The 16,828-nt window shown below is 67.2% G+C and carries 14 protein-coding genes; 9 read left to right on the top strand and 5 right to left on the bottom strand.

What is annotated here, in order from left to right:
• Positions 1–63: 63 nt before the first annotated feature.
• Together AC6RIC_RS21610 and amaB are read right to left on the bottom strand one after the other, a co-directional pair.
• On the bottom strand, positions 64–1,260 hold the full coding sequence (locus tag AC6RIC_RS21610) for an acyl-CoA dehydrogenase (protein ID WP_454658072.1): 1,197 nt from the start codon (positions 1,258–1,260) through the stop codon (positions 64–66).
• 150 nt (positions 1,261–1,410) lie between these two features.
• Positions 1,411–2,931 (bottom strand): L-piperidine-6-carboxylate dehydrogenase, encoded by a 1,521-nt coding sequence (gene amaB / locus AC6RIC_RS21605; protein ID WP_499733857.1) that lies wholly within the window; start codon positions 2,929–2,931, stop codon positions 1,411–1,413.
• Between the two features lie 165 nt (positions 2,932–3,096).
• Here amaB and AC6RIC_RS21600 point away from each other — a divergent pair, with 165 nt between their 5' ends.
• The 3 genes from AC6RIC_RS21600 to AC6RIC_RS21590 all read left to right on the top strand — a co-directional run bounded on the left by AC6RIC_RS21600 (position 3,097) and on the right by AC6RIC_RS21590 (position 5,848).
• Entirely contained in the window at positions 3,097–4,011 is a 915-nt protein-coding gene (locus AC6RIC_RS21600; RefSeq protein WP_454658070.1) for a LysR family transcriptional regulator, read from the top strand.
• Between the two features lie 93 nt (positions 4,012–4,104).
• Positions 4,105–5,328, top strand: coding sequence for an NAD(P)/FAD-dependent oxidoreductase (locus AC6RIC_RS21595; protein ID WP_499733856.1), 1,224 nt, complete (start codon positions 4,105–4,107; stop codon positions 5,326–5,328).
• Between the two features lie 13 nt (positions 5,329–5,341).
• Complete coding sequence (locus tag AC6RIC_RS21590) at positions 5,342–5,848, top strand: DinB family protein (RefSeq protein ID WP_499733855.1); 507 nt, start codon at positions 5,342–5,344, stop codon at positions 5,846–5,848.
• Here AC6RIC_RS21590 and AC6RIC_RS21585 read toward each other — a convergent pair.
• Entirely contained in the window at positions 5,845–6,402 is a 558-nt protein-coding gene (locus tag AC6RIC_RS21585; RefSeq protein ID WP_499733854.1) for a GNAT family acetyltransferase, read from the bottom strand. The two genes, AC6RIC_RS21590 and AC6RIC_RS21585, sit on opposite strands and share 4 nt — an antisense overlap.
• 175 nt (positions 6,403–6,577) lie before the next feature.
• On the opposite strand from AC6RIC_RS21585, the gene AC6RIC_RS21580 reads away from it, so the two are divergent.
• The 4 genes from AC6RIC_RS21580 (at position 6,578) to AC6RIC_RS21565 (ending at position 9,674) form a co-directional block, all read left to right on the top strand.
• Positions 6,578–7,210, top strand: coding sequence for a LysE family translocator (locus tag AC6RIC_RS21580; RefSeq protein WP_499733853.1), 633 nt, complete (start codon positions 6,578–6,580; stop codon positions 7,208–7,210).
• 9 nt (positions 7,211–7,219) lie between these two features.
• A complete protein-coding gene (locus tag AC6RIC_RS21575; protein WP_499733852.1) occupies positions 7,220–7,786 on the top strand; it encodes a chromate transporter in 567 nt (188 codons plus the stop codon).
• Entirely contained in the window at positions 7,786–8,325 is a 540-nt protein-coding gene (locus tag AC6RIC_RS21570) for a chromate transporter (protein ID WP_499733851.1), read from the top strand. Before AC6RIC_RS21575 ends, AC6RIC_RS21570 begins: the two co-directional genes overlap by 1 nt.
• A 140-nt stretch (positions 8,326–8,465) precedes the next feature.
• Positions 8,466–9,674, top strand: coding sequence for a M20 family metallopeptidase (locus tag AC6RIC_RS21565; RefSeq protein ID WP_499733850.1), 1,209 nt, complete (start codon positions 8,466–8,468; stop codon positions 9,672–9,674).
• A gap of 189 nt (positions 9,675–9,863) precedes the next feature.
• Here the strand turns inward: AC6RIC_RS21565 and AC6RIC_RS21560 are convergent, their stop codons facing one another.
• Both AC6RIC_RS21560 and otsB read right to left on the bottom strand, forming a co-directional pair.
• Positions 9,864–11,705 carry a glycoside hydrolase family 15 protein gene (locus AC6RIC_RS21560; protein WP_499733849.1) on the bottom strand — a complete coding sequence of 614 codons (1,842 nt, stop codon included), beginning with the start codon at positions 11,703–11,705 and terminating at the stop codon, positions 9,864–9,866.
• 6 nt (positions 11,706–11,711) lie between these two features.
• Positions 11,712–12,503 (bottom strand): trehalose-phosphatase, encoded by a 792-nt coding sequence (gene otsB, locus AC6RIC_RS21555; protein WP_499733848.1) that lies wholly within the window; start codon positions 12,501–12,503, stop codon positions 11,712–11,714.
• 290 nt (positions 12,504–12,793) lie between these two features.
• Between otsB and AC6RIC_RS21550 the strand changes: the two genes are divergently transcribed.
• Complete coding sequence (locus AC6RIC_RS21550) at positions 12,794–14,359, top strand: alpha,alpha-trehalose-phosphate synthase (UDP-forming) (protein ID WP_499733847.1); 1,566 nt, start codon at positions 12,794–12,796, stop codon at positions 14,357–14,359.
• A 182-nt stretch (positions 14,360–14,541) separates the two neighbouring features.
• Positions 14,542–16,809 carry a phosphoenolpyruvate--protein phosphotransferase gene (gene ptsP / locus AC6RIC_RS21545; RefSeq protein ID WP_454658058.1) on the top strand — a complete coding sequence of 756 codons (2,268 nt, stop codon included), beginning with the start codon at positions 14,542–14,544 and terminating at the stop codon, positions 16,807–16,809.
• Positions 16,810–16,828: the final 19 nt, after the last annotated feature.

Raw genomic sequence — 16,828 nt, 5'->3', positions numbered from 1 at the left:
TCCAGCATGGATCCCGGGTCGACCTGCGGTCGCCCGGGATGACGCGGAGGGGGGTGGTAGGGCTCAGAAGAACGCCTGCAGGCCGGTGATCGCGCGGCCGAGGATCAGCGCGTGGACGTCATGCGTGCCCTCGTAGGTGTTCACCGTCTCGAGGTTCGCCGCGTGGCGCATCACCTGATACTCGATCTGGATGCCGTTGCCGCCGTGCATGTCGCGGGCCTGGCGGGCGATGTCGAGCGCCTTGCCGCAATTGTTGCGCTTGACCAGCGAGATCATCTCCGGGGCCATCTTGCCGTCGTCGAGCAGGCGCCCGACGCGCAAGCTACCCTGCAAGCCGAGGGTGATCTCGGTCAGCATGTCCGCGAGCTTCTTCTGGTAGAGCTGCGTCTGGGCCAGCGGCTTGTTGAACTGCTTGCGGTCGAGCCCGTACTGGCGCGCGCGGTGGAAGCAATCCTCGGCGGCACCCATCACGCCCCAGGAGATGCCGTAGCGGGCGCGGTTGAGGCAGCCAAACGGGCCGGAGAGCCCCGAGACGTTCGGCAGCAGGTTCTCTTCGGGAACGATGACGCCGTCCATGACGACCTCGCCGGTGATCGAGGCGCGCAGTGAAAGCTTGCCACCGATCTTCGGCGCGGAGAGGCCCTTCATGCCCTTGTCGAGGATGAAGCCGCGGATCTGGTTGTCATGCGCAGCCGATTTCGCCCAGACGACGAAGACGTCGGCGATCGGCGAGTTCGAGATCCACATCTTGGATCCCGTCAGCTTGTAGCCGTCGGCGACCTTCTCGGCGCGGGTCTTCATGCCGCCAGGGTCGGAGCCGGCATCCGGCTCGGTGAGGCCGAAGCAGCCGACCCATTCGCCGGAGCCCAGCTTCGGCAGGTACTTCTTGCGCTGCTCCTCGCTGCCATAGGCATAGATCGGGTACATTACCAGCGAGGACTGCACCGACATCATCGAGCGGTAGCCGGAGTCGATGCGCTCGACCTCGCGGGCGACGAGCCCGTAGGAGACGTAGTTGGCGCCGGCGCAGCCGTATTCCTCGGGGACGGTGACGCCGAGCAGGCCGAGCTCGCCCATTTCATTGAAGATCGAACGATCGGTCTTCTCGTCGAGATAGGCGTCATGGATGCGGGGAGCGAGCTTCTCCTGCGCATAGGCGCGGGCCGTGTCGCGGATCAGCCGCTCGTCCTCGTTCAGCTGCTCGTCGAGCAGATAGGCATCGTCCCAGGTGAACTTCGCGAGCTTGTGGCTGCCGGCCATGGTGTTCGTCTCCCTTGAACCTGTTGCGATGTCATCCCGGGCGACCGGAGGGAGACCCGGGATCCATTCCTGAACGGTTCAGGCATGGATCCCGGCTCTGCGCTTCGCTCCGGCCGGGATGACGGCGCGGATGTTGTTAGATCCTACCGATCACGCATCCACGTCGAAGCTGACGCCCTGCGCCAGCGGCAGGGTGGTGCCGTAATTCAGCGTGTTGGTGGCGCGGCGCATATAGGCCTTCCAGGCATCCGATCCGGCCTCGCGGCCGCCGCCGGTCTCCTTCTCGCCGCCGAACGCGCCGCCGATCTCGGCGCCCGAAGGGCCGATATTGACGTTGGCGATGCCGCAATCCGAACCCTCGTCCGAGACGAAGAGTTCGGCCTCGCGCATGTTCAGCGTGAAGATCGAGGAGGACAGGCCGGCGCCGACGGCGTTCTGGATCGCGATCGCCTCGTCGATGGACGAGTACTTCATGACATAGAGGATGGGCGCGAAGGTCTCGCGCTCGACCGGGCCGCACTGCCTGGGCATCTCGACCAGCGCAGGGCGGACATAGAAGCCACCAGCGCCGACATCGACTTTCTCGCCGCCATGAACCTTGCCGCCCTCGGCCTTGGCCTCGGAGAGCGCCTTCTGCATGCCCTGATAGGCGGCCTCGTCGACCAGCGGGCCGACCAGCACGCCGGCCTCGCGGGGATCGCCGATCTTCACGGAGCCGTAGACCTTGGCGAGCTTCGGCACGAGCGCGTCATAGACGCTTTCATGCACGATCAGGCGGCGCAGCGTGGTGCAGCGCTGGCCGGCGGTGCCCATCGCCGCGAAGGCGATGCCGCGCAGCGCGAGGTCGAGATCGGCCGAGGGGGCGACGATCGCGGCGTTGTTGCCGCCGAGCTCGAGGATGGCGCGGGCGAAGCGCGCTGCCAGCTTCTGGCCGACTTCCTTGCCCATGCGGGTCGAGCCCGTGGCCGAGACGACCGGAACGCGATGGTCCTGGACCAGGATGTCGCCGAGCTCGCGGCCGCCGACCAGTACCTCGGAGAGGCCGATCGGAGCTTCCGGCCCGAAGCGCTTCATCGTCTTCTCGACGATGGCCTGCACAGCGAGCGCGGTGAGCGGGGTCTTCTCGGAGGGCTTCCAGACGACGCTGTCGCCGCAGACGAAGGCGAGCGCCGCGTTCCAGCACCAGACCGCGACCGGGAAGTTGAAGGCCGAGATCACGCCCACGACGCCGATCGGATGCCAGGTCTCCATCATGCGATGGTTCGGGCGCTCGGTGGCGATGGTCAGGCCGTAGAGCTGGCGCGACAGGCCGACGGCGAAGTCGCAGATGTCGATCATCTCCTGGACCTCGCCGAGGCCCTCGGAAGTGACCTTGCCGGCTTCGAGCGTCACCAGCAGGCCGAGGTCGGTCTTGGCGGCGCGCAGCTCCTCGCCGAGCAGGCGGACGAACTCGCCGCGGCGCGGCGCCGGCACCTTGCGCCAGGCGAGATAGGCGGACTGGGCCCGGCCGATCGCGGCCTCGGCCTCGGCCGGCGAGGTCTCGCGCAGGGTCACGACGGTCTCACCGGTGATCGGCGAGCCGGCCGAGAGGCCGGCATCGGCATAGGCGCTTTCAGAGACGCCGAGGCGCTTGAGCAGGGCGAGCGTGTCTTTCGGCAGGGATGTGGCCATCTGTGTCTTCCAGCGGTCGCGAGCGGGAGCCAAAGGGCGCGTGCCCTAGGGCGCATGACATAAAAGCGCGGTAACCGGAGGCCGCCGCGCTTGAGGCCGGAACAATGCCCTCTTTCATGGCGTGACGGCAACCGATATGTTCTCACCACTTGATGAGAATTTTTCATGGATGATGCGCTCGTTCCCGGCCGCTTGTCGGTGCCCTCGCTCTCCGCGCTCGCCGCCTTCGAGGCGGCGGCCCGGCATGGCAGTTTCACGCGTGCGGCAGAGGAGCTGAACCTGACGCAGGGCGCGGTCAGCCGGCAGGTCGCGCATCTCGAAAAGGTGCTCGGCGTCAGCCTGTTCGAGCGGGTCAAGAAGCGTGTCAGCCTGACGGCGGCCGGCGCGGCCTATGCCAACGACATCCGCGACGGCCTGTCCCGGCTCGCGGCGGCGACCGTCTCCGCCATGGCCTTTCGCGGTGCGGCCGGCGTGCTCAATCTCGCGACCCTGCCGACCTTCGGCACGCGCTGGCTGATCCCGCGCCTGCCGCGCTTCACCGAGGCCCATCCCGGCATCACCATCAATTTCACCACGCGGCTCGTACCCTTTGACTTCGCCCGCGAGCCGGTCGATGCCGCCGTGCATTTCGGTGCCGAGAACTGGCCGGGCGCGCGGCTTCACCGTCTGATGGGCGAGGAGGTCGTACCCGTCGCCGCGCCCTCGCTGCTGGCGCGCGCCGGCATCACCGAGGCGGCCGACATGCTGCGGGCGCCGCTGCTCCAGCAATCGACACGGCCCCGCGCCTGGGCGAACTGGCTCGAACAGCAGGGGCTGGCGCCGGAGCGCGCCCTGATGGGGCCGCGCTTCGAGCAGTTCGCCATGATCGCGCAGGCCGCTGTCGCGGGGCTCGGACTTGCGATCGTGCCGCGCTTCCTGGTCGAGGAGGAGTTGCGTTCCGGCGCGCTGGTCATCCCGATCGACCGGCCGGTGACCGGCAAGGAGGGCTACTATCTCGTCTATCCCGAGGAGAAGGCCAATCTGCCGACCGTCATCGCCTTCCGCGACTGGCTGCTCGGGGAATGCGCGCCGTCGGGCTAAGCCGCCTCTCGACAAGCGCCTCGCGCTCGTTCATTCATGCGCGAAATTCACCAACCCGGCTTTTCCAGCGAAGCCGGCTGCGCGAGGCCTGCCATGCCGCCCGTCTCCGAAAGCGCCGATGTCGTGATCTGCGGTGGGGCCGCGATCGGCTCCTCCGTCGCCTATCATCTGGCCGCCGATCCCGGCTTCACCGGCAAGGTCGTGGTGATCGAGAAGGACCCGACCTATCGCTTCTCGGCCTCCGCGCTCTCGGCCGCCTCGATCCGCCAGCAGTTCTCCAGCGCGGTGAATATCCGCATCTCGCTCTTCGGCATCGATTTCCTGCGCAATATCGGGAAGCATCTCGCTGTCGATGGCGAGGTTCCGGCCATCGACCTGCATGAGGGCGGTTATCTCTATCTCGCCAGCGAGGCCGGCGCGCCGATCCTCGAAGCCAACCAGAAGCTGCAAGCCTCCGAGGGCGCCGATATCGCGCTCTACGACCCCGCGACGCTGAAGCAGCGCTTCCCCTGGCTCAGTACGGATGATCTCGCCTGCGGCACCTTCGGCGTCAGCGGGGAGGGCTGGTTCGATGGCTGGGCGCTGCTCCAGGCGTTCCGCAAGAAGGCGCGCAGCCTCGGCGTCGAGTACCGGCAGGGCGAGGTTGCCGGCTATGTCACGGAAGGCGGCCGCGTCACTGCGGTCGAACTCGCCGATGGCAGCCGCATCGCCTGCGGCGCCGTCGTCAACGCCAGCGGCACCCATGGCGCCAAGCTCGCGGCGACGGCGGGCGTTTCGATCCCCGTGAAGTCGATGAAGCGCTATGTCTTCTCCTTCACCTGCAAGGGCGATGTCGACGGCTGCCCGCTCCTGATCGACACGACCGGCGCCTGGTGCCGGCAGGAGGGCAAGCGCACGGCGGAAGGTCAGCTCTTCATCGGCAGCTGCTCGCCCCTGACGCCGGAGCAGGATGTCGAATGGATCGAGAACGACCCCGCCGCCGAGGATGTCGACTGGGGCTTCTTCGAGGAGGTGGTGTGGCCCTCGCTCGCCACCCGCATCCCGGCCTTCGAGCAGATCAAGCCCGGCCGCGCCTGGGCCGGCCCCTACGACATGTGCGGGCTCGACCATAACGCGATCATCGGCCCGGCGGTGGGGATGCCCAATCTCTATCTCGCCAATGGCTTCTCCGGCCACGGTCTGCAGCAATCGCCCGCGGTCGGGCGTGGGCTTGCCGAGCATATCGCGCATGGCCGCTATCGCTCGCTCGACCTTGCCGATCTCGGCCACGAGCGCGTCGTTGCGAACCGGCCGCTCAAGGAGGCCAACGTCATCTGACGAGGAGGCCGCCATGATCGATCCGGCTTTCGTCCAGACCATGGCCCGCTACAATGCCTGGCAGAACCGCAGCCTGATGGCGGCGGCGGACGGATTGACCGACGAAGCCCGCAAGCTCGATCGCGGAGCCTTCTTCAAGTCGATCCACGGCACCTTCAACCATATCCTCTGGGCCGACGAGACCTGGCTCAGCCGCCTCATCGGCAGCGAGAAGCCGTCTGTCGGCGGTCGCGACTCGGCGGTCTATTTCGAGGGTTGGGCGCAGTTCTGCGCGCGGCGCCGCATGCGCGACCAGGCCATTCTCGACTGGGCGGAGACCGTCACGGCAGATTGGCTGCGCGGCACGCTGATCTGGTACTCGGGCGCTGCCGGTCGCGAGATGGGCAAGCCGCGCGCCTTCGCACTGGTCCATTTTTTCAATCACCAGACCCATCATCGCGGCCAGATCCACGCCATGCTCACGGCGGCCGGTGTGAAGCCTGACGATACCGATCTCTTCCTCGTCGACGAACCGCGCTAGGCAGGGTCCGCAGCGGGAGAGGCATTCCGGCGTTTGGAGCGCGGGATCGGCTTGTAAGCCACGATCGGGCGATCATTGATTTCGTCGCCCTCATCGTCTTCCCGATCCGGCGGCACGGCTGCGGTGGCGTTCTGGCTGAGCTTCTGGAACAGGCCGAGCCCGATCAGGGCCAATACGGCGAGCAGCATCAGCAAGCCGGGATAGACGACATCGCCCATCGTTTCGCGCGAGGTCTTGGCGATCAGCACCAGCGATTCCAGCGAAAGCGCCACGATCATGATCGACATGAACTTGGTCAGCGATCCCCGCGCTTCGGCCGGGCGGCGCATCTCGCGGTCGGCGATGACCTCCTCCTCGAACAGGAACTTGCCTACATCGGCGACCGCCACCGCGATGATCACGAGGCCGATCCCGTCGAGCATCGTGTCGAGCGCACCCTCGCCGGTCCAGAAGCCCTGCGACGTCCGCCAGACCGCGACGCCGATCAGCACGATCGAAGCACCCAGCAGCGCGAAGGCGATGACCGTGTAGAGAACCCGGCTGAACAGCGTCATGTCTTCCCCCCATCCGCTTGCAGGAGACAACCGCCGGCGAAGCGGCGGGTTCCGTCGCGGCAATGCCGGGAGTACGCGGCGCAGCAACGGCTTGCATGGCCGCTCCCATGGCGCAGCCGATTGCCGGCTATCGCGATCCATGGTCCAAGCGCTGAGTTCCGCCGGAGCGCTTCACATGCCCGAGACGACGACCCTCATCACCTTCTCGCTGATCGCGCTCGGCATGGTGCTGACGCCCGGCCCAAACATGATCTACCTGATTTCGCGCTCGATCGCGCAGGGCAGGGGCGCCGGCCTGATTTCGCTCGGCGGCGTGATCCTCGGCTTCTTCGTCTACATGTTCTGCGCCGCCTTCGGCATCACCGCGCTGCTCTTCGCCGTGCCCTATGCCTATGACGTGCTCAGGCTCGGCGGCGCGGCCTATCTGCTCTGGCTCGCCTGGCAGGCGGTGCGGCCGGGCGGCAGCTCGCCCTTCCATGTCCGCGATTTGCCCCATGACGGGCCGCGCAAGCTCTTCGCCATGGGCTTCCTGACCAGCCTGCTCAATCCGAAGATCGCGATGTTCTATCTCGCGCTGCTGCCGCAGTTCATCGATCCGACCGCCGGCAACGTGCTGACCCAGTCGGTCGTGCTCGGCTTCGTCCAGATCGCGATCAGCGGCAGCGTCAACGCCCTCATCGCGACGGCCGCCGGCAGCATCGCGCTGTTCTTGCGGACGCGACCCTTCTGGTCGTTGGTACAGCGCTGGATCATGGGGACGGTGCTCGCCGGCTTTGCGCTGCGGATGGCGATGGAATCGCGGCGCTAGCAAGTCCGGATGTCGACCCTCGAAACCGCATCGGAAGCCCCTCGACCGAGTCTGACGGACCTGTTCACCGGCTTCCTCAAGATCGGGTTGATGGGCTTCGGCGGCGTCGGGCCGATCGCGCGCCATATCATCGTCACCGAGCGCAACTGGCTCGACGATCGCGGCTATGCCGAATTGATGGGCATCTGCCAGGCGCTGCCCGGCGCCAACACGGTCAATGCGGCGGTGATGCTCGGCGACCGCTTCAGGGGCGGGATCGGTGCCCTGACCTGCGTCTTCGCGCTGATGGCGATGCCGCTCCTTTGCCTCGTCGGGCTCGCCAATGTCTATGGCGCGGTCTCCGGCCACCCGCTGGCACAGATCGCGTTGACCGGCGCGGCTGCCAGTGCCGCCGGGCTCATTCTTGGAACGGCGCTACGGCTGCTGACCAAGGCCGGCCTCGCGCGCTGGGCCTGGGTCATGGCTGCGGCCGCCTTCGTCGCGGTCGGCCTGCTGCGGCTGCCCATGCTGCCGACCCTGCTGGTGCTGGTGCCGCTCGGTCTGGCCGCGGCGACGCTGGGAGCAAGGCGGGCCTGATGGAGCGCGGCGTCTTCTTCCAGCTGATTGTCACCTTTGGCACGATCTCGTTGATGGCGATCGGCGGCGCCAATGCGGTGGTGCCGGAAATCCATCGCCAGGTCGTCGAGATCCTCGGCTGGATGGATGCGCCGACCTTCGCGCGTCTCTTCGCCATCGCGCAGACGGCGCCCGGCCCCAACATCATGCTCGGCAGCATCATCGGCTGGCATGTCGCCGGAACAGTCGGCCTCCTGGTCGCGACGACCGCGCTGCTGCTGCCCTCTTGCCTGCTGGCGCTTGCCTCCAGCCGCGGGCTACAGCGCTTCGGCGGGCATCGCGTAGTTCGGACCATGACGCTGGCGCTGGTGCCGATCGCGCTCGGCCTGATGCTCGCGAGCGGCGTGGTCGCGACGCTGGCCGCCGATGCCGGTCTCGTCGGCTATGCGATCACGGCCGCGACGGCGCTGGTGACCTATCGTTCCAAGGTCAATCCGCTGGTGCCGATGGCGGCTGGCACGTTCGTGTATGTCCTCGCCTGGTGGGCCGGCATCGCCTGAGTTTTCAAGCCGGTCGTCATGCGCCGTCGAGGCCATGCACCGTATGAATGGCATGGCCGTCGTCGTCTGCCGTTGCCGCCGCCGGCAATGGCGATAAGCTCACCCGCATTGTCCCATCCGGAACGAATGCGAGTGAAGCGATGAGCGCCCTGACCCCCGAGGAGAAGAAGGTCACCGAGTGGCTGGCGAGCCGCAAGGAAGGCATGGTCGCGCTGCTGCGCGAACTGGTCGACACCGACTCGGGCTCCTACGACAAGGCTGGTGTCGATCGCGCCGGTGAGGTCGTCGCGCGCTTCCACAAGGCGAACGGCCTCGAGGTCGAGATCGTGCCGGATAGCCGCTTCGGCGACGCCGTTCGGGCGCGCCTGCCCAACCCGGCGGCCAACGACCAGCGCCCGGTCATGCTGCTCGGCCATCGCGACACCGTCTTCCCACAGGGCGAGCCGACGCGCCGGCCCTTCACCATCAAGGGCGGCCGCGCCTATGGCCCGGGTGTCGCCGACATGAAGGCGGGCGTGATGATCTCGGCCTTCGTCGCCGCGGCTTTCGCCGAATGCGGCGGCCTCGCCGCGCCGCTCCTGATGCTGACGACCAGCGACGAGGAGATCGGCTCGCCATCCTCTCGCCCGGTCATCGAGGCTGCCGCACGTGAGTCGCGCTGCGTCTTCAATGCCGAGCCCAGCCGCCTGCCGGCCGGCACCGATTTCGCGAAGGACCAGAAGCAGTCGGTTACCAGCGGCCGCAAGGGTGGAGTCTTCATGCGGGCCGAGTTCACCGGCAAGCCGGCCCATTCCGGCGCGAACTACGAGAAAGGCGCCTCGGCCATTGTCGATCTCGGCCACAAGATCCCGAAGCTGCAGGGCCTGACCGATCTGGAGAAGGGCATCACCGTCAATGTCGGCCTGATCGGCGGTGGCCAGACCGTCAACACCATCGCGCCCAGCGCCTGGTGCGAGATTGACCTGCGCTATGTCACCGCCGCCCAGCGCGACGAGATGGTCGGCAAGATCAAGGCGATCATCGAAGCGCCCGAGGTGGCCGGCACCAGCGCCGTGCTCTCGATCAAGGGCGAGTTCCTGCCGCTGGAGCGCTCCTCGGAATCGGCTGCGCTCTACGACACCTATCGCGAGGCGGCCGCCGCCTTCGGCATCGGCGTCACCGCAGAGTTCACCGGCGGCTGCGCCGATTCCGGCTTCACCGCCGCGCAGGGCACCCCGACCTTGTGCAGCGTCGGCCCGATCGGCGGCATGGCCCATACCCCGGACGAATTCCTCGAGGTCGAGAGCATCGTCCCGGCGGCGCAGGTGCTCGCGCTGGCGGTGATGCGCGCGGCCGCCAGGGTGGAGTGAGGGCAGACTGCTTTTGCCGGGCACGCCATATCCCCTCTCCCCTTGCGGGAGAGGGTTAGGGTGAGGGGTCTCGCGACGCCGATCGTGAGCCGAACATCCTACTGGCAAGTTCGGCGCGCGCCCTCATCCGTCAGCGCTTCGCGCTGCCACCTTCTCCCGCAAGGGGAGAAGGGCGGGTGCCCTCGGACCTCAGAACGCCTCTTCCCAGTCGCGGCTCAACCGCATCGCGCAGTTGATGAGGCCGACATGCGAATAGGTCTGCGGGAAATTCCCCCAGAGCTCGCCGGTCTTCAGGTCGGCATCCTCCGAGAGCAGGCCGAAGCTGTTGCGTCGCTGCAGGATGCGTCCGAACAGCTCCTTCGCCTCCTCGCTGCGCCCGATCGCGTTGAGCGCATCGACATACCAGAAGGCGCAGATCAGGAAGCCGGTATGCATGTAGCCGAAATCGTCCTGCGTGGCGTAGCGCAGCAGTAGGTCGCCGCGCTTCAGATCGCGGCCGATCGCCTCGACGGTCGCGACGAAGCGGGCATCGTCCGGCTTGACGAAGCCGAGCTCGGCCAGCAGCAGCAGGGTGGCGTCGAGGTCTTCTCCGCCGAAGGTCGAGACGAAATGCCCCTTCGTCTCGTTCCAGATCTGCTCGGCGATGGTGGCCTTCAGGCGCTTGGCCTCACCCTTCCAGAATTCCTTGCGATCGGCGCGCCCGAGCGTGCCGGCGATGCGGGCAAGCCGGTCGCAGGCCGTCCAGCACATTACGCTGGAGAAGGAATGCACGGCCTCCTTCTCGCGCAGTTCCCAGGGGCCGGCATCGGGCTTGTCGAAATAGGCGATGGCGAGTTCGCCCATGCGTTCGAGCTGTCCGAACAAGGCCTCCTTGCCCGGCTGAATCAGGCGCCGGTCGAAGAAGGAATGTGTCGCCGCCAGCACGACCGCTCCGTAGCCATCGTTCTGGATCTGCGTCGCCGCACCGTTGCCGAATCGCACCGGCTTGTGTCCGCGATAGCCTGACAGGTTGCGGGCCTCGAACTCGGTGAGCGAGCCGCCGCGCGTGATCGGATAGAGCGGCGGCAGGTGCTCGGCGCCGCTTTCGGAGAAGGTGTCGACGATATTGGTGATGAAGCTGAGATAATCCTCCATCGTCCGCGTCGTGCCGAGTCGGTTCAGCGCATGGACGACGAAATAGGCGTCGCGCAGCCAGCAATAGCGATAATCCCAGTTGCGCTGCGTCCCCGGCGCTTCCGGGATCGAGGTCGTGAGTGCCGCGACGATCGCGCCGGTCTCCTCGAAGGAACAGAGCTTCAGCGTGATTGCGGCCCGGATCACCTCCTTCTGGTACTCGAAGGGGATCGAGAGCGAGCGCACCCAGTCGCGCCAGTAATCGGTGGTCTTGTCGAGGAATTCGCGCGAGGTCGTCTCGATCTCGGCGCGCAACGCCTCGTCCGAGCCGATGAAGAAGGAATAGGATTGGTCGACGGCGAAGGGCGTGCCTTCGACGACATAGGAGAGCGGCGCATTGGTCGTCAGCCGGATCGTCTGGTCGGCGCCGACATAGCGGACATGGTTGGAGCCGCGCGTGATCTCGTCGGGCTCCTCGCCGATGCCGAGGCAAGGCTTGACCAGTACGCGGATGCGCGGCCGGCCGGAGACGCGGCGAACGCGGCGCACCAGCTGCGGCGGTCGAAAGAAGCGCTCGTAGCGCACGAAGCGCGGTGCGAAGTCGAGGATCTCGATCGCATTGCCCTGATCGTCGGAGAGCACGGAGGAGAGGATCGCGGTGTTGTCGAGATAGCCCTGCTCGCAACGGGTCATGCCGACGAGTTCGATGCCGAAGAACCCCTTTTCAGGCTCGTCGTCGCCGTCTTCGCCCCGGTTGTCGATCAGCGAGCAGAACACAGGGTCGCGGTCGAAGCGCGGGAAGCAGCCCCAGACGATGCGGGCGCGGCGGTCGATGAGAGCGGCGATCGAGCAATTGCCGATCACGCCGAGGTCGAGCGAGGCGGAGTGATGCCCCGCGGTCGAGGTCGTAACGGTCATGGTCGGTCAGTCCTGCTTGAAGCTGGCAGCGGAAAGATGGCCGCTTTCGGCGGCTTCGAGAAGGATGTGCCGGAGCGCTGTCGGTGAGGCGAGCCGGCAGGTGGCATGGCTCTCGCGATCCGCGCCGATGCGCACGGAGACGCCGCCCATCGCATTGACGGCCTCGAACCCGCCCTCGTCGGTGATGTCGTCGCCGATGAAGACCGGCTGGCGGCCGGCATAGGTCGGCGTCGCCATCAGCCAGGCGATGGCGCTGCCCTTGCTGGCGCCGGCCGGCACGAGTTCCGCGACGGCCTTGCCTTCCTGCAGGCGCATGCCCGGCCCCATCCGCGCGGCGATGCCACGGATCAAGACCAGGGCCTCTTCCTCCAGCGCGGGGGCTAGGCGCCAGTGCAGCGCGCCGGAGATGCGCTTGTCCTCGACGATGATGCCGACATGGCTGTTGGCGAAGCGGACGAGATCGCGCAGCGCCGCGCGCATGCCTTCATGGGTGTCGGCCTGCGAGCGGATTTCGCCGTCGGCGCGGATCTGGGCGCCGTGCAGTCCGGCGATGTCGAAGCGGTGCGGGGCCAGCATCTCGTCGAGAAAGCCGATCGGGCGCCCCGAGACGAGCGCCAGCGCGCCGCCGAGCTGCGCGCGCAGCACGGTCAGTGCCGGAGCCACCCGCCGGTCGAGATGGACATCCTCCGGCGAGGGGGCGATTTCCACCAGCGTTCCGTCAAAGTCGAGGAACAGAGCGATTTCGCGATCCGCGGAATCGATCTCGTGAGAGCCTGTGGCGATGTGGGGTTCGATCAAGGTCGTCATCATCTCGTATTTGGGCAGAGAAGGAGGCAGAAGAGCGGCCGCGCAGCCAGGGATATCCTTTCCTGTCTTATCGAATGGTCGTCGCCGTGTCGAAAATTGGGGTCGAGGGGTTGTCTCGATCTGTCGAAAGCCTACCATGGTTGTCACGATTTCACCGCACGGCTGCCATCGCGCTGCCATGTGACCGCGTCCGCACCACGGAAACATTACGCTTTCGGAAGCGTTCTGTTCCTGCCGCCGATGGCGAAATGCGGGCGGCCCCTGTCGGAGAATGCTCGTCCATGCGCCTTGTCGTCGTTTCCAACCGGGTCACGATTCCCGATCGTCATGAAAAGGTGATGGCAGGCGGACTGGCAGTCGCCTTGCGCGAGGCGCTGGAGCAGCGGGGCGGCCTGTGGTTCGGCTGGAGCGGGGCTGTGAGCGAGGGCGCTCCGACGCAGATCCGGCAGGTCGAACACGGCAATGTCACCTATGCCGTGACCGATCTCAGCGAGGCCGAGCGCCAGAGCTATTATCTCGGTTTCTCGAACCGGGCGCTCTGGCCGCTGATGCATTACCGGCTCGGCCTCACCGAGTTCCAGCGCAGCGATTACACGGGCTATCTCGGCGTCAACCGCCGCTTCGCCCGTGCGCTCGCAGGGCTGATCAAGCCCGACGACCTCATCTGGATCCACGATTACCACCTGATCCCGCTGGCGGCGGAGCTGCGCCGGCGCGGCATCACCAACCGGATCGGCTATTTCCATCACATCCCCTGGCCGGCGGCCGATGTCATCGGCGCCTTGCCCTTCAGCGCGACCCTGATCCGCACCATGGCCGCCTATGACCTCGTCGGCATGCAGACCGAAGGCGACGCCCGCAACCTGATCGGCGGGCTGGTTTCGCTCTGCGGCGCCCGCTCGGACGGACAACGCGTCAAGCTGGGCACGCGTGAGACTTCCGTGCAGACCTTTCCGATCGGAATCGATGTCGAGGGCTTCCGCAAGCTCGCTGCCGCTTCCGTGCGCCAGGCGGCGACACCCTTGCGCGCTACGCGGGAATCGCTCGGCGAACGCAAGCTCGTCATCGGCGTCGACCGGCTCGATTATTCCAAGGGCATCGTGCAGCGCCTGGAAGCCTTCGGGGAGTTCCTGCGCGACCATCCCGAGGAGCGTGGCCGCGTCAGCCTGTTGCAGATCGCACCGCCCTCGCGCAGCGATGTCCCGGAATATGCCGATCTCGACCGTCAATCCGACGAGGTTGCCGGGCGCCTCAACGCCCAGCTCGGCGAGTTCGACTGGACGCCGATCCGCGTGGTCAAGAAGGCCTATTCGCGCAAGGCGCTGGCCGGCTTCTATCGCCGCGCCCAGGTCGGGTTGGTCACGCCGATGCGCGACGGCATGAATCTCGTCGCCAAGGAATACATCGCGGCGCAGGACCCGGCCGATCCCGGCGTGCTCGTGCTCTCGCGCTTTGCCGGCGCCGCCCAGCAGATGGGCGAGGCGCTGATCGTCAATCCCTTCGATTCCCATGAGGTGGCGGAGGCGATCCGCACCGCGCTCGCCATGCCGAAGACCGAGCGCATCCGCCGCTTCGAGCGCCTCTATGCCGTCATCGCCGCGACCGATATCGACTGGTGGACGCGCCAATATCTCGCGGCATTGGCGGGAGAGGGCGCAGCCAGCGACGCTGCGGCCGTCGAGGGAACACGCAAGGAGCCGCGCCCCGGCGCGCGGCGGGCCAACCGGAACGAGGCATCGGCCGCGTCATCGGCGCCTCCGGAAGCCGGTGTACGCAAGATGTCGGCAGGATCGCGCCGGAAGCGGAGCGCTGCGACAGGCTCTTATCTCGCCCTGGTGCGACCTTGAGACTTGGCACTTGGGTCAGGGAAACGACCGAATTCTTGGGGTGATGCTGCGTGCCCCGTTCGCGGCCCTTGCCGAATAAGGTCTTTGGTCGCTAGAAGGCAGCAGGGTCGGAGCGGGCGACTCAGGTCTGGACAGGCATCGTATCGTCGATGGCTGAGGAGGCGGGCGGAGGGCTGAGATCGATGCGAGGCGCTCTCGGAGGACCGGGCGTTCTGTTGCGCCGTCTCCGCGAGGTCATGGCGGCTTCGATCAGCCCGCAGGAGCGGCTGGACCGGCTCGTCGTGCTGATCGCCGGCAATCTCGTCGCCGAAGTCTGCTCGGTCTACGTCCTGCGCGAGGACGGCTCGCTTGAACTCTACGCCACCGAAGGCCTCAACCGCGAGGCGGTCCACCTCACCACCATGCGAGCTGGCGAGGGCCTCGTCGGCCTGATCGCGAGCGAGGCCGAGCCGCTGGCGCTGTCGGATGCGCAGGCGCATCCCTCCTTCTCCTACCGTCCGGAGACGGGCGAAGAGGTCTATCGCTCCTTCCTCGGTGTGCCGATCCTGCGCGGCGGCGCTGTGATGGGCGTGCTCGTCATCCAGAACCGGGCGACGCGGCTCTACTCCGAAGACGAGATCGAGACGCTCCAGACCACCGCCATGCTGATGGCGGAGATGATCGCGGCCGGCGGCCTGAAGTCGCTGGCGGCGCCGGGCGCTTCGATCGGCCTCGACCGGCCGATCCACGGGGTCGGCGTGGCGCTGGCCGATGGTGTCGGCCTCGGCCATGTCGTGCTGCACGAGCCGCGCGTCGCGATCACCAATCTCATCGCCGAGAATCCGGCGGCCGAGGTCGGCCGTCTCGAAGCCGCGATCGGCGAGATGCGCGCCTCGATCGACGAGCTGGTCGAGCGCGGCGACGTCGCCCATACCGGCGAGCATCGCGACGTGCTCGAGACCTTCCGCATGTTCGCCCACGACCAGGGCTGGCTGCGCCGCATGCGCGAGGTCGTGCTGACGGGCCTCACCGCCGAGGCGGCGGTCGAGCGCGTCCAGTCCGACACGCGCGCCAAGATGCTGCGCCAGACCGACCCCTATCTGCGCGAGCGGCTGCATGATCTCGACGATCTCGCCAACCGTCTGCTGCGCACGCTGGTCGGCAAGGCGAACGGCGTCGCCCGCGAGAACCTGCCGGAGAACGCCATCCTCGTCGCCCGCTCGATGGGGCCGGCGGCGCTGCTGGACTACGACCGCGCCCATCTGCGCGGGCTCGTGCTGGAAGAGGGCGGGCCGACCAGCCATATCGCCATCGTCGCGCGCGCGCTCGGCATTCCCGCCGTCGGCGAGGTCGTCAACGCGACGGCGCTGGTCGAGGCGGGCGATGCCATCATCGTCGACGGTCAGGCCGGCGAAGTGCAAATCCGCCCGCAGCCCGACGTCGAGAACGCCTACAAGGACAAGGCTCGGCTGCGCGCCCGCAAGCAGAAGCAGTACCAGAAGCTCAAGGAACTCCCGGCGATCACCCGCGACGGGGTCGACATCACCTTGCAGATCAATGCGGGCCTGATCGTCGACATGCCGAATATCGAGGCGACGGCCGCCTCCGGGATCGGCCTGTTCCGCACCGAATTGCAGTTCATGGTGGCGCAGCACATGCCGACCACCGCCGAGCAGCAGGCGCTCTATGCTGCCGTTCTGGAGGCCGCGGCGGAATTGCCCGTCACCTTCCGCACGCTCGATATCGGCGGCGACAAGGTGCTGCCCTACATGGAGCGGGTCGAGGAGGAAAACCCGGCGCTCGGCTGGCGCGCGATCCGCATCGGCCTCGACAAGCCGCGGCTGCTGCGGGCGCAGGTGCGTGCGATGTTGCGGGCCGGCGCCGGCCGCGACCTCAAGATCATGCTGCCGATGGTCGCGACCACCGAGGAATTCCGCCGCGCCCGCATGATCATCCGCCGCGAGCAGGTGATGCTGGAGAAGCAGGGCGTCACGCCGCCGCGCGACCTGCGCGTCGGGGTCATGGTCGAAGTGCCCTCGCTGCTCTTCGAATTGCCCGAGATCGCCCGCGAGGCCGATTTCCTTTCGATCGGCACCAACGACCTCATGCAGTTCCTCTTCGCCGCCGATCGCGAGAACAAGCGCGTCGCCGATCGCTTCGATCCGCTCGGCGTCGGCCCGCTTCGCGCCCTCCGGCGCATCATCGAGGCGGCGGCCGAGACCGGCTGCCCTGTCACCGTCTGCGGCGAGATGGGTGGCAAGCCGCTGGAGACGATGGCCCTGATCGGGCTGGGCTATCGCGGCTTCTCGATGTCGGCGGCCTCGATCGGGCCGGTGAAGGCGATGCTGCGCGCGCTCGATACGGGCAAGCTGCGCGAGCGCATGGACTGGATGCTCGCCTCGCCGGAAGGTGCCACCAGTCTGCGCTCGCAGCTCGCTGCCTTCGCGACCGAGTTCAAGGTCCCGGTCTAGCGACGCTCAAGCTCGCCGT

Source organism: Allobosea sp. TBD101 (assembly GCF_059817965.1).
This window is presented reverse-complemented; position numbering and strand designations above follow the sequence as displayed.